The 13411-nt window shown below is 61.2% G+C and carries 14 protein-coding genes; 12 read left to right on the forward strand and 2 right to left on the reverse strand.

Annotation, left to right across the window (positions count from 1 at the left end; all coding sequences use genetic code 11):
- Positions 1-80: 80 nt before the first annotated feature.
- The 11 genes from QM712_RS09225 (at position 81) to rfbA (ending at position 9732) form a co-directional block, all read left to right on the forward strand.
- The gene (locus tag QM712_RS09225) at positions 81-1202 is read left to right on the forward strand and encodes a DegT/DnrJ/EryC1/StrS family aminotransferase (RefSeq protein ID WP_415022773.1); all 1122 of its coding nucleotides are present in this window, start codon (positions 81-83) and stop codon (positions 1200-1202) included.
- A complete protein-coding gene (locus tag QM712_RS09230) occupies positions 1199-1681 on the forward strand; it encodes an acyltransferase (protein ID WP_415022774.1) in 483 nt (160 codons plus the stop codon). Before QM712_RS09225 ends, QM712_RS09230 begins: the two co-directional genes overlap by 4 nt.
- Entirely contained in the window at positions 1678-2088 is a 411-nt protein-coding gene (locus tag QM712_RS09235; RefSeq protein WP_415022775.1) for a sugar 3,4-ketoisomerase, read from the forward strand. Before QM712_RS09230 ends, QM712_RS09235 begins: the two co-directional genes overlap by 4 nt.
- Positions 2089-2299: 211 nt before the next feature.
- Positions 2300-3190: a glycosyltransferase family 2 protein gene (locus QM712_RS09240; RefSeq protein WP_415022776.1), complete on the forward strand. Its 891-nt coding sequence runs from the start codon at positions 2300-2302 to the stop codon at positions 3188-3190.
- Positions 3191-3203: 13 nt separating this feature from the next.
- Positions 3204-4337, forward strand: coding sequence for a hypothetical protein (locus QM712_RS09245; protein WP_415022777.1), 1134 nt, complete (start codon positions 3204-3206; stop codon positions 4335-4337).
- Positions 4334-5215, forward strand: a complete 882-nt coding sequence (locus tag QM712_RS09250) for a hypothetical protein (protein WP_415022778.1) — start codon at positions 4334-4336, stop codon at positions 5213-5215. Before QM712_RS09245 ends, QM712_RS09250 begins: the two co-directional genes overlap by 4 nt.
- Positions 5216-5338: 123 nt before the next feature.
- Positions 5339-6280: a glycosyltransferase gene (locus tag QM712_RS09255; protein WP_415022779.1), complete on the forward strand. Its 942-nt coding sequence runs from the start codon at positions 5339-5341 to the stop codon at positions 6278-6280.
- A 58-nt stretch (positions 6281-6338) separates the two neighbouring features.
- Positions 6339-6893, forward strand: a complete 555-nt coding sequence (gene rfbC, locus QM712_RS09260; RefSeq protein WP_415022780.1) for a dTDP-4-dehydrorhamnose 3,5-epimerase — start codon at positions 6339-6341, stop codon at positions 6891-6893.
- 15 nt (positions 6894-6908) lie between these two features.
- Positions 6909-7970 carry a dTDP-glucose 4,6-dehydratase gene (gene rfbB, locus QM712_RS09265; RefSeq protein WP_415022781.1) on the forward strand — a complete coding sequence of 354 codons (1062 nt, stop codon included), beginning with the start codon at positions 6909-6911 and terminating at the stop codon, positions 7968-7970.
- Positions 7967-8854, forward strand: a complete 888-nt coding sequence (rfbD, locus tag QM712_RS09270) for a dTDP-4-dehydrorhamnose reductase (protein WP_415022782.1) — start codon at positions 7967-7969, stop codon at positions 8852-8854. The genes rfbB and rfbD overlap by 4 nt, the downstream gene beginning before the upstream one ends.
- Positions 8855-8865: 11 nt before the next feature.
- Positions 8866-9732, forward strand: coding sequence for a glucose-1-phosphate thymidylyltransferase RfbA (gene rfbA / locus QM712_RS09275; RefSeq protein ID WP_415022783.1), 867 nt, complete (start codon positions 8866-8868; stop codon positions 9730-9732).
- Between the two features lie 56 nt (positions 9733-9788).
- On the opposite strand, the gene QM712_RS09280 is transcribed toward rfbA, so the two are convergent.
- Positions 9789-11039, reverse strand: coding sequence for a hypothetical protein (locus tag QM712_RS09280; protein WP_415022784.1), 1251 nt, complete (start codon positions 11037-11039; stop codon positions 9789-9791).
- A 44-nt stretch (positions 11040-11083) separates the two neighbouring features.
- Positions 11084-11605, reverse strand: a complete 522-nt coding sequence (locus QM712_RS09285; RefSeq protein ID WP_415022785.1) for a D-glycero-alpha-D-manno-heptose-1,7-bisphosphate 7-phosphatase — start codon at positions 11603-11605, stop codon at positions 11084-11086.
- Positions 11606-11750: 145 nt separating this feature from the next.
- Here QM712_RS09285 and QM712_RS09290 point away from each other — a divergent pair, with 145 nt between their 5' ends.
- The gene (locus QM712_RS09290) at positions 11751-13385 is read left to right on the forward strand and encodes a carbamoyltransferase (protein ID WP_415022786.1); all 1635 of its coding nucleotides are present in this window, start codon (positions 11751-11753) and stop codon (positions 13383-13385) included.
- Positions 13386-13411 lie beyond the last annotated feature (26 nt).

A 13411-nucleotide genomic window follows, 5' to 3' on the forward strand; every position in this document is an offset into this window, starting at 1 on the left:
CAGAACGGTCAGCAACTCCGTCGTATCCGATGCCGCGCAGGGATTTGCTTGGTCCAGCAGGCCCACGAGGAGAGCTTTGGATGAAGGTCCCATTCCTAGACCTGCAGGCAATCAACAATCAGCTCCGGGCCGAGCTCGCTGTTGCGCAGGATCGGGTCTTGGCGTCGGGATGGTATATCCGCGGCCCCGAGTTGGAAGCGTTCGAGCAGGAGTTTGCCACCTACTGTGAAGCGGCCCATGCCGTCGGAGTGGGAAACGGACTCGATGCCCTTCACCTCATCCTGAGAGGTTACGACATCGGTGCCGGCGATGAGGTGATCGTTCCCTCAAATACGTTTATCGCGACCTGGCTCGCGGTGACGCATGTGGGCGCGACGCCCGTTCCGGTCGAGCCGCGGCTCGACACCTGCAACATCGACGTCTCTCAGATCGAAGCGAAAATCACCTCGCGGACCCGGGCCATCATCGCCGTCCATCTTTACGGTCAGCCCGCAGAGATGGAAGCCATCAACCAGATCGGCCGAAAGTACTCGATCAAGGTCATCGAGGACGCGGCCCAGGCCCATGGTGCCACTTACCGGAACCGCCGTGCCGGGGCGCTGGCGGATGCGGCCGGGTTCAGCTTCTATCCGGGGAAGAATCTAGGAGCCCTCGGTGATGGCGGCGCGATCGTCACGAACGATCCCGTCCTCGCGAAGCGCACGCGCGAGCTCTCCAACTACGGATCTTCGCGAAAATACCATCACGACGAAATCGGGTTCAACACGAGGCTGGATGAGCTTCAGGCGGCCTATTTGCGGGTGAAGCTGAGAGCCCTGGATGGGATGAACGAAGTCCGGCGTGCTCAAGCGGCTCGCTACATGGAGCTTCTGGCGGATGCGCCGCTCGTGCTTCCCAGCGTCGTCGATTCCGCACAGCCGGTCTGGCATCTGTTCGTCGTCCAGGTGGCTGAGAGAAACAGGGTCGTCGAACATCTGGCCAGGATGGATATCGCAACCTTGATTCACTATCCCATCAGCCCTGCGGACTCGAAGGCTTACGAGGGGCTTGTTGCCGCCTGTGCCGGAGCATCGTCGTTGAGCGCCAAAGTGCTGAGCCTGCCGATCGGGCCGCATCTCGATCTCGGTCAGATCGATTACGTCAGCAAGCATCTGGTTGATGCAGTTTCCGCGATCGGCAAGCGCTCGGCGGCGAGATCATGACATCTGCTTTCATCCATCCCTTGTCCGATGTTCAGAGCAAATGGATCGGGGACCGGTCCCGGATATGGCAATTCGTCGTCATTCTTCCCGAGGCGAGGATAGGGGAGGATTGCAACATATGCTCCCATTGCTTCATCGAGAACGACGTGAGCGTCGGGGACCGAGTCACGCTGAAGTGCGGCGTGCAGCTTTGGGATGGAATGGTCGTCGAGGATGACGTCTTCATTGGCCCCAACGTGACGTTCTCGAACGATCGCTTTCCCCGCAGCCGGAATCGAGACGCGCGCCTCGAGAAGACGTTCATCGAAAGCGGCGCGTCCATCGGCGCCGGTGCCGTCGTGCTCCCCGGCGTCAGAATAGGGAGGAATGCGATGGTCGGCGCAGGCGCGGTCGTCGTAAGAGATGTCGAGCAGGAGACTGTCGTGGCCGGAAATCCCGCGCGAGTGATTTCGAAGATCAAGCCGGGGCTGGAAACGTGAGCGTCGAGCGCTGCAAGATCGTCGACCTGCCGAAGATCAGCGATCCACGCGGAAACCTGACTTTCATCGAGTCGAATCGGCACGTCCCGTTCGACATCAAGCGGGTCTATTACCTCTACGATGTTCCGGGCGGATCAGAGCGCGGAGGGCATGCGCACAAGGCCCTCACGCAGTTGATCGTGGCCATGGCCGGCAGCTTCGATGTGCGCATCGATGATGGACACCAGAAACGCGTCTTCCATCTCAATCGATCCTATTACGGCCTGCTGATAACTCCGATGATCTGGCGCGAGCTGGACAATTTCTCGTCGGGCTCGGTCTGCATGGTCCTTGCCTCAAATCTGTACGACGAGGACGACTACTATCGCGACTACAACACCTATCTCGCGCAGGTGCGCCGGTCGTGACGATTTGGGCCAAAGCGACAGCGCTTGCGCGGTCAATGTCCTGGTTTCGGTCCTGACGCATCGGTTCGGTCTTGGGTGTGATGTCCAGCGTCGTTGCCAGTTGCGCTTGCCGTTTCGCTCGTGTCGGATGGTTTGTGAGGCGATACGTTCCGGTGGCCTTTTCGACGGATCGGGTGCGTGCGGGAAGGCAAATGCTTCAAACGGGTGACGTATGACCGAGGTGCCCCTCGTCTCAGTTCTGGTGCCGGCGTACAATCACGAGGGCTACGTGCGGCGATGTCTGGATAGCGTCCTGGAAGACGCTTATCCGCGAAAAGAGCTGGTCGTCATCGACGACGGTTCGACGGACGGCACGGCCGACGTCATTTCCGACTGGATGAGCCGTAACTCGGGCAGTCTCGACGTCAAGTTTCGCCGCCGGGAGAACCGGGGCGTGTCCCGAACACTCAACGAGATGGGCAGGCTCGCGAACGGCGAATTCCTGCGGGTCGTGGCGAGCGACGACTTCCTGCTGCCGGCCGGGATCTCCGCTCAAGTCGCCTACCTGCAGGAGGACCGTTCCCGAAGCGCGGTTTTCGGAGATGCGGTCGTCGTGGACGGCGAGGATCGTCAGGTCCACGACAGCCTGCTCTCGGACGTTTATGGGGCCGACAGGTCCAAATATCTGGAGCCTGCCTCGCTGGGACGGCAGATCATCTGCCGGTGGTCGGTCGGAGGGCCGGTCCTGATGATCCGCAAGAGCGCGTTCGAAGCACTGGGCGGCTGGAACGAAGAACTGTCCGTCGAAGACTGGGACATCTACCTGCGCCTGCTCGCCACGAAGGGGCTCGGCTTCATCGACATGCCGGTCGGCGCCTATCGGCTGCATGGCGCTAACGCCAGCCGCACCAGAAATGTCGAGAAACGGATACGCAACCTCCAGGACATGGTGAAGACGGCCCGCCGTTGCAGCCAGTTGTTTGGAGTCCCGTATTCGACTTTGCTGCGATCCGAAGAGAGCCTCGCATCCGCGAAGATCAGTTTCCTGCGGCGGCGCTACCTGCATGTGGCTTTCGATATGCTGAAGTTTGTCGGTCTGAAATATTCGGTCGCATTCAGATAGCTGAAAACGCGTCATGCTGCTGACGTTGCTGAGATACCCATCCACCTATCTGGCGCTGCCGATGGTCGTCGCCGTGGCGGGGATGGTCGTGAGTTTCGAGCCTTCCGTCGCCGTGCTCGGAGGCGTGCTGTTTTTCGCGACCGCGGTGGCCGCGATCGTCGTGTTCGACGTCTTCCTCGGGATTCGCCTGCCTGAACCGGCGTCCTTTCAGGGCATGGATTTCTCGCAGACGCGCCAGGGAGCCGTTGCGGCGGCGCTCTGCTGCCTGGTGGCCGCATTCTGCGTGGTCGATCTGACCGCTTTCCCCATTCCGCTGATCGTCGATCCCTCGTTGTATGCGACGTTCGATGGCGGTCGGAATCATGTGCGCCACATTTCGAATTTGAGCTGGATTTTGCCGCCTCTCGCGCTGCTCTGTTTCCGGAGCTGGACGGTGCGCATTGCGCTGATCGCGATCGGCCTGATCTTCCCGATTCTCGTTATCGACCGGAATCGCCTGTTTGCGGCGCTGTTCTCGCTGGTGCTGACGCTGGTTCTCCGGCAGCAGAAGTCGCCGCTGCTGTCGTGGAAGGTCATCGTGCCGTTCCTGATCGGTGCGTTGGCGCTCTTCTCGCTGTTGGGGGCCATTCGTTCGGGAACCCTGGATAATCAGGGCTTGCCGTTGAGCGGCGTGTTCCGGAACTCTCCCCAGGGTGTGAAGTGGCTGCTGCTGTATGTCAGCGCCGGCGTCTACAATTTCTCTTCCATCATGGCCAAGGACTACCACAACACGAGCATTCTCATCGCCCAACTCGTCCCATTCAGCGGTTCCACGGTCACGCTCGGGTCGGAGATACCGCTGGACAAGGCGACCATCAATGTCGGCACGGAATTCTTCCCGTTCCTGATGGCGTTCGGCTGGAGCGGTGCGATGCTGAGCATTTTTGCGCTTTATGGCATGTTGCTGTGGAGTATCGTGCTGTTGCAGAACGAAATCGCGGTTTGGCGCGTTCTTGTTTTTCTTCGCATTTCCTACGTGTCCGTGATGTCTCCATTCGCTCCTCAGGCGTTTACCTGGACGAACTTTGGATTCGTGGCGATCTGTCTGGCGATTCCGATCATTGCGCATTTTCTTCCCGGGCGTTTGAAGGGCATGGACCAGAGATGATGGACAGCAACGCGTCGGTACCGGACAGGAGGCCCGCAGGCCGTGACGGCTTCGTGCCGGAAGAACTCGTCTCTGCCTTCGTGCGTCAGGGGCGGTGGGTGGTCATCACGTTCGCCATCGTCGCCGTGATGGCGATTGCTGCGCTGAGTCTCGCCGGGCCGAGATGGGAGGCCGAGGTGAGGATCCGGGCCGGCCAGGTCTATGACGTTCTGAGTGGCGCGGCCCGGCCGGTCGAGCCGTTGCATAACGTTCTGGAACGAATACGCGCGAGATCCTTCCTGCGCGATGCGCTGAAGAGCAAAGGCATTTCGCCGGATGGCGAAACTCTGGAAACGCTGTACGAAGGATCGAGCGTTGATCTGGTGCCCGCGACCGAGTTGATCCGTGTCAGGGCGCGTGCTTCGAGCCCGGACGAAGCGCGAACCATCGTTACGGCTCTCTTCGAGCACCTGTCGTCGATGCAGGGAGAGCTCATGCGAGAAGCGCGCTCTGGTGCCGACCTGCTGGCGCAGCAATATACCCAGGAGCTTGCCGATTTGCGGGACACGCAGTCGAACCTGCAGAAGGCATTCTCGTCCGCCAACAGGCCGGGGGGCGAGGACGGCGCCATGGCCTTGGCGACGCTCACGTCAGCCATGGAGAGAAACGCCAGGGAGATGAGGGAGCTCGATCGCCAGAGGTTTCTTCTGGTTCAACGCAATCAGCGTCAGTCGCTCTCCACCGAGATGATCGGCGAGGTTTCGACGGTGAGGATCATGTTCGTTCGCAAGAGCCTCATCATCGCGTTCGGTCTCGTCATGGGGCTGTCGGCCGGACTGGTGGTCGGCCTGATACGCGACTACCTCGTCAGGATGCGATCCCAGCGGTTGTTCGCCTAGGTCTGCGGCTGCGAGCGGTTCGGGCCGGCGGGACACAAGGGCATGGAAAGCATCCCGGTGATTTGGTACCCAGACGCGCCTGATTTCGGCACCTGGGGCGAATGAACTCCAGACAACCGGTACGTGAGCGTCAGTCAATTGTCCAAGCATCCCAAGGTAACGATCCTGCTCGCGGCCAGGAATGGCGCCGAGTTCATTCGCCATCAGCTCGAATCCTATCGCGCGCAGACCTACGCGAATTGGGAGCTCGTCGTCTCCGATGACGGATCGAGTGACGAGACGCTTGCGCTGGTCGACGAGTTCGCGAAATCCGTATCGCAGCGGGTGGTCGTCCTGCGCGGTCCGCAGAAGGGCTTCTGGCAGAATTTCGTCTCCCTGGTCCGCAGCCCGGAGGTCTCGGGCGAACTGATGGGCTACAGCGACCAGGACGACATCTGGTTCGACCACAAGCTTGCGGACGCCGTGGTGTGGTTCGAGCAGGTGCCCGAAGACAGGCCGGCTCTGTTCTGCACGCGCACCCAGCTCGTCACCCGGCAGGGAGCACCCATGGGCTACTCCCGGGAGTTCAGGCGTGCATCGGGATTCGCCAATGCGCTCGTCCAGAATCTCGGTGGCGGCAACACGATGATCTTCAACCGGGCCGCACAGCGGGCGCTTCAGACGACGCCGCCGGACGCGGCGATGGTCGCGCACGATTGGTGGACGTATCAGATCATCACCGGCGTCGGAGGGCTCGTGCACTACGACACGAGGCCGAGCCTTGCCTACCGGCAGCACGGAGAAAACGTGTTCGGGAAGAACGTCGGTCTGCAGGCGCGCCTGTCGAGGGCGCTCGGGCTGTTGTCGGGGCAGATGGCCGGATGGAATGAGATCAATCTCACGCTGTTGAACCGGGTCCGCGGGGAGCTGCTTCCGGGAAACGTCGCGACCCTCGATCTGTTCGCGCGGGCACGAACCGCTTGGCTGCCTGTCCGATTGTGGCTACTTTGGCGATCGGGGGTCTATCGGCAGACGGCCATCGAGAATCTCGCGCTATACGTCGCGGCGATATTTGGTCGGATTTGACGGGCTTGAGATCGGGCCCTGTAAGGACCGAACGCGATCAACCTTGCCGGATGACACCATGAAAATCGAACGCCTGAGCATTCCCGACGTGTTGCTGGTGACACCGCTGCGGCATGTTGATGCCCGCGGTTCGTTCTCCGAAACCTTTCGGGCGGATATTTTCGCCGCTCATGGCGTCGATGCGGCCTTCGTGCAGGACAATCACGCCGTTTCCAACAGCAGAGGCGTCGTGCGCGGCCTGCACTACCAGCTCGCGCCGCGCGCGCAGGGAAAGCTCGTGAGGTGTTCGAGGGGTGCCATCCTCGACGTCGCGGTGGATGTTCGCGAAGGGTCTCCGACTTACGCAAAGCACGTTGCCGTCGAGCTCTCCGAGGCCAATTGGCAGCAGCTGTGGGTGCCGCCCGGTTTCGCGCACGGCTACGTCACGCTGGACGATAATTGCGAGGTCATTTATAAGACGACCGACTATTATTCACCGGGTCATGAACGCGGGATCGCGTGGGACGATCCCGCGCTTCAAATCGATTGGCGCATCTCCCCGACGAAAGCCATCTTGTCGGACAAGGATCGCAATCTTCCCCGTCTGGGCGAACCGGCACAGCGCTCCAGCTAAAACCATAGGACGATCATGCGGGTTCTTGTGACTGGAGGGGCCGGGTTCATCGGATCCGAGGTTAGCCGTCACTTCATTTCCAGTCTCGGGCTCGACGTCGTCGTTCTGGACAATTTGAGCTACGCGGGCAATCTCGCCTCGCTCGCTCCCGTCTCGAGCGATCCGCGATACGTCTTCGAAAAGGGCGATATCTGCGATCGGGACACGGTCGAATCCGTTTTCAGGAAGTACGAGCCCGGTGCGGTCGTTCACCTCGCCGCCGAGACTCATGTCGACCGCTCGATCGCTCAGTCGGACGTGTTCGTGCGAACGAACCTGCTTGGGACGTTCACCCTTCTCGACGTGTCGCGCCGCTATCACGAGCGCAGCCCCGCGAGCATCGCCCAGTCGTTTCGGTTCGTGCATGTCTCGACCGACGAGGTCTACGGATCCCTGGGCCCGGAGGGTGCCTTCACCGAGACGACGTCCTATGATCCGAGTTCTCCCTATTCGGCCAGCAAGGCCGGATCGGATCATCTCGCGAAGGCCTGGCACCGCACTTACGGGCTGCCGGTGATCGTCTCGAACTGCTCGAACAATTACGGACCCTACCAGTTTCCCGAGAAGCTGATCCCGTTGATGATCCTGAATGCGCTGGAGGGCAAGGCGCTTCCGGTCTACGGCAATGGTCTGAACGTTCGCGACTGGCTGTATGTCGGGGATCACGCGCAGGCACTCGCGACGATTCTGGCGAAGGGCCGGCCGGGTCAGACCTACAATGTCGGCGGACGCAACGAAAAGACCAATCTCGACGTGGTGCGGCAGATCTGCACCTTGCTCGACGCCATGCGCCCGACCGCCACGTCGCATCATGAGTTGATCTCGTTCGTGACAGACCGTCCCGGTCACGATCTCCGCTACGCGATCGACGCAACCAAGCTCGAAGGCGAACTCGGCTGGCGCGCCCACGAGACGTTCGAAACGGGTATCGAGAAGACGGTGCGCTGGTACATGGATCGTGCCGACTGGTGGCGCCCATTGCGGGAAGGCGTCTATAGCGGCAAGCGTCTGGGTCTGATCGGACAAGACGGCTCATGAGACTGCTGGTCGTTGGTCGCGAAGGTCAGGTCGCCCGATCGTTGCGCGAAGCCGCAGCCGGCGAGAACGATATCGTTCTCCAATCCGTCGGACGTCCCGATGCAGACCTGTTGCGGCCCGGAGCGCTGGCCGCGGCCATTGCCCAGTTCCGCCCGGACATCGTCGTCAACACGGCCGCCTATACTGCCGTCGACAAGGCCGAAGACGAGACCGATCTGGCTTTCGCGATCAACCGCGACGGCGCAGGTGAAGTCGCCGCCGCTGCGGCAAGCCAGCATGCCCCGGTGATCCATTTCTCGACCGACTATGTCTTCGACGGCAGGAAACCTACCCCTTACGACGAACAGGACTCCCCGAACCCGCAAGGCGTCTACGGACGTTCGAAGCTGGAGGGAGAATTGGCCGTGATGTCGGCGAATACCCGAAACATCGTGCTGCGGACGTCATGGGTGTATGCTCCGTTCGGGTCCAATTTCGTGCGGACCATCCGGCGCAAGCTGGTGGAGGGACAGTGCCTCAGGATCGTCAACGACCAGACCGGCTGTCCAACCTACGCACCCGATATTGCCGGGGCGACAATCGCGCTGGCGCGCCGCTTGAGCCAGGCCGGCTGGCGATCCGACTATGCGGGCGTCACGAATATCGCCGGTCCCGACGCGCTCACCTGGTACGACTTCGCACGGCTGATCGCGAAGAGGTCCACATCGGGCGGCGCGGGATCGAGCGAGATCGTTCCGGTCTCCTCGGCCGAATATTCGGCGCGCGCCATTCGTCCGGCAAATTCACGTCTGTCGACCACGCGTCTGCAATCGGTTTTCGACATCCGGCTACCGGCTCTTGCGGCGTCGCTGGACGACTGCCTCGATCGTATCTCACAGGAGTAGGGAGGCTCACCTTGAGAGGAATCATCCTTGCCGGCGGCAGCGGTACGCGGCTGTATCCAATGACCCTCGTGACCTCCAAGCAGTTGTTGCCGGTCTACGACAAGCCGATGATCTACTACCCGCTAACGACCCTGATGCTCGCAGGGATCCGCGAGATCCTGATCATCTCGACGCCGCACGATTTGCCGCAGTTCAAAGCTCTCCTCGGTGACGGCAACCGATGGGGCCTGTCGCTTTCCTACGCGGAACAGCCGACGCCGGGCGGTCTTGCCCAAGCCTTCATCATCGGCGCCGATTTTGTCGAGGGGCAGCGCTCGGCCCTGATCCTCGGTGACAACATCTTCTTCGGGCAGGGGCTCCATCAATTGCTCGCCAATGCCACGGGCCGGACGAATGGTGCGACCATCTTCGCCTATCAGGTGGCCGATCCGAACCGCTACGGCGTGGTCGAATTCGGCGAAGGGGGCAAGGCGCGTTCGATCGAGGAGAAGCCGCAGAAACCCAAATCGAATTTTGCGGTCACGGGCCTCTATTTCTACGACGAGCAGGTGGCGAGCCTGGCCTCGAGCATCAAGCCCTCGGCGCGCGGAGAACTGGAGATCACCGACCTCAACGGACTCTATCTCGCGCGTGACCAATTGCATGTCGAGCGATTGGGGCGCGGCTTCGCCTGGCTGGATGCGGGAACACCCGAAAGCCTGCTCGATGCTGCGGAATTCGTTGCGACGGTCGAGAAGAGGCAGGGCTTCCGCATCGCTTGCCCCGAGGAAGTTGCGTTCAATCAGGGTTACATCGACCGGGCGCAACTCGAGCGCCTGGCGTCCGACATGGGCAAGGGCGACTACGCGTCCTACCTGCGCAACCTGGCGAATGTCTGAGGCGATGTGATCGGCGCGAAAATGCGCTCTTGATCGACTAAACCGGCGAAGCTCGGTTAACTCGGCCGGGGCTCGCCGATCAGACGCGGCGTCACGCACCACAATACGATCAGGATGACCAGTCCGTGCGTCAGCAGCGTTGTCGTCAGTGGCGTGTTGGTCAGGATCTGCGGCATCAACCCGCTCGACAATAGAATGAACCGGGGCGGCAGGCCGGACGAGGCGTAATTGGCGAGCAGGAGAACGAGGCTACACGCCAGCGCCGAGATCGGAGCGAGCAACAGGCCAACGGACGCCACGCCCTCGGTCGAGAACAACGACGAGTTCATGTAGCCCATCGAGTAGGTGTTCTGCATCACCACCGACAGCGGCTCGGCGTACGGACAGGCCATCAGGGGTTTGAGGAACGATATCTGGCAGAAATAAGTGTGAGGGTGGGTCGAAAAGAATGAATTGTAGACGTCCAATGCGCTCGATTGGATCGCGAACATCCGGATGTTGATCAGCTTGAAGATCGACTCGGTCAGTCCGGTGTGTCCCGGCGGAGCCACGCTGATCAGCACGAGGCCGGCCACGAGAGGTATGAGAAGGGAGAGGATCGAGGCGACCCTGGCTTCGAAGAACGTGACGAGAAGGAGAAGCCAGAGCAGGAACGCCGGAGAGAACAGCGCAAACTTGCTCAATGTGATGGGGTAGAACGCAAGCATCAGGACGAGCACGAGCGCGGCCCGCTTGGTTTCCCGACGCTCCAGATGGCAGGCGAAGGCGAATGGCAGCAGGGCACTCAACCAGATGCCGATCGCGTAGCGTACCGGCGCAGGGAAATCGATGTCCTGCCGAAAGTCGTAGATATGCGCGAGCGACACCAGCCGAAAATTATACCGCGATGCGGCCAGAAGCGTGATGAGCGCGAGAATCTCGATGCCAAGCACGATTCTCCTCAAGGTGCGTTCCGACAATTCAAATCGAAGTTTGGACCGATTGGGTGTGACGATCGTCACCGCCAGGAAGACCAGAAAGGACGCGACGGCGGAGAAACGCGCGAGCTGGTGGTCGTAGGGGAATTTCGAGAAGGTGTTGATCCAGAGAAAGCCCGCGACCATGGAGAAGAGGCTGAGCGAGGTCACATAGCCGAAGCTGAACTTCGCGGCTGAAAGCAGCGCGATGGCCACGCATGAGAAGGCTGCGACGACGGCAACCGCCTCCATGAGGCGTTCCTGATGAAAAGGGATGTAGTCGAGACGCTTCGAGACCTCGACCAGAGACAGGCAGCAAAGCGCCGCGAGCAGGCCCAGAAGACAAATCATCCCTGCTCGTCCAGCGAGGAGAGGCTGTTGCTGTCCGTTCGTGATCATGGCGCGCTGCTTCTTTCCGCCGACAAAAGGTCCCGGACGAACGTCTTGAGATTGCCGCCCGGGAACAGGAATCCGCGGATGCCGGCGGCCGAGGCCGCCTCCAGGTCGCTGGATCTGTCACCGATCAGGAAACTGCGGTCTATCTCGACGGGATAGCGTGCGAGGAGGTCGGTGATCATCCCCGGTGCGGGTTTGCGCCGTGGGCTGGTCTGGCGATACCGTTCCACGACGGCGTCCGGGTGGTAGGGGCAATATTCGAAGGCGTCAATGTGAGCGTCGCTCTTGGCGAGTTCACCGGCCATCCAGGCGTGGAGCGTGTCGACATGGCTCTCGTCATAGAGGCCCCTGGCGACCCCCGACTGGTTGGTGACGACGAATGCGAAATAGCCGGCGTCGTTGACCGCCTTGACGGCTTGCGGCGCGCCCTCGATCCATTTCAGTCCGCTGATCTCGAAGACGTAACCGGTATCTTCGTTGAGCACGCCGTCGCGATCGAAGAAAACGGCTGGCCTGTTCAACGCAGTCTCCATGCTTCCGGTCGGAACGACGGCGCCGTGTTCCCTCGCCGTGCGAGAGCACCGTTACCAAGCCGCGCCGGGCCGCGCTACTCCCTTGATTGCATTGATGTTAGTTTCTATAGATGCCGCCGAGAGGGTGGCATAGATGTATGTGATCGGGATCAGCTCTGGTATCAAGCATGGGCACCATGACGGTGCGGCCGTGCTGCTGCGCGATGGCGAATTGATCGCCGCAGCCGAGGAGGAGCGTTTCACGCTGGCGAAGCATGCCCGCGGTGAGTTGCCGCGCGGCGCGATCGGCTTCTGCCTGAAGCAGGCAGGCATCACGATGCGTGATGTCGACTGGATCTGCTCGCCGCTGAAGACCTACACGAATTACGGGCAGCGCCTCACCGAGTATTTCAAGTACCAGTTCGGCCATAGCCCGAAGATCGAGCTGTACGATCATCATATTTGCCATGCTGCGAGTTCGTTCTACGGGTCCGGCTTCTCGGAAGCGACGGTCGCTTGTTTCGATTTCTCCGGCGACTCCAGCTCAGGCCTCGTCGCGCACGCCCGCGGCAACGACTTCCGTGTGTTGACGCGGTTCGGCCGTCACAACAGCCTCGGTCTCTATTACGGGATGCTCACGCAGTATCTCGGCTACCAGATGACCAATGACGAGTACAAGGTCATGGGACTGTCCTCCTACGGCAGTCCCGAATATCTCGACAAATTCGCCAAGCTGTTGCGTCCGAACGGCATCAGCTACGAGCTCGATCCCGAACTCGACAAGCGCAGGCGCGACGCGGAGATATTCACCAGCGATTTCTCGACGCGACAGGAGCGCATCTTCACCGAGAAGATGGAAGAGATCCTGGGGCCGCGGCGGCTGCGCGGTGAGCCGCTCAGCGAGCGGTTCACCAACATCGCGGCGAGCGGGCAGAAGCAGCTCGAGATCGTGGCCACCGAGGTGATCCGCTCCGCGATCGCCCAGAGCGGTTGCGGTGACGTTTGCATTGCCGGCGGCGTCGGATTGAATTGCAAGATGAACATGGAGATCGCGGCGGAGCCGTCGGTGAAACGGCTCTACGTTCCGCCTGTGCCCCACGACGCGGGTGTGGCGCTCGGGGCTGCGATGCTCAAATGCGCGGAGGCGGGGCACGCGATCTCGCCGCTGACCCACGCCTATTGGGGCCCGGAATATTCGAACGACACCATCCGGGAGACGCTGGACAAGATCGGTGCGCGGTTCGAGGTGCTGGATGACCCCGTCGCCCGCTGCGTCACCGATCTCGTGGATCAGAAGACCGTGGGCTGGTTCCAGGGGCGGATGGAGTACGGTCCACGCGCCCTCGGCAACCGGTCGATCCTGGCCGATCCGCGCCAGGCGAGCATGAAAGATCGTATCAATCTCTCGATCAAGTATCGCGAAGAGTTTCGCCCGTTCTGTCCGTCGGTCCTGTACGAGCGCCAGTCCGAGTACTTCGAAAACACTTTCGAAGCGCCTTTCATGGTGGTGACATTTCCGGTCAACGAGAAGGTCGCGGAGACGATGCCCGCGGTCGTTCATGTCGACAACACCGCGCGCATCCAGAGCGTGCGTGAGGAAAGTAATCCCCTCTACAGCCGCCTGATCGCGGAGTTCGCCGAGGCGACCACGCTCCCGGTGCTCATCAACACCAGCCTGAACATCAACGAGCAGCCGACCGTGAATGCACCGCTCGAGGCGCTGCATACGTACTTCTGTTCGGGGCTCGACGTGCTCTATCTCGGAAACTACAGGCTATCGAAGTCGTAACGCGAGACGGCGCGGAACCCATTCGT

It is taken from the genome of Bradyrhizobium sp. (assembly GCF_047605465.1).
Lineage (GTDB): Bacteria > Pseudomonadota > Alphaproteobacteria > Rhizobiales > Xanthobacteraceae > Bradyrhizobium.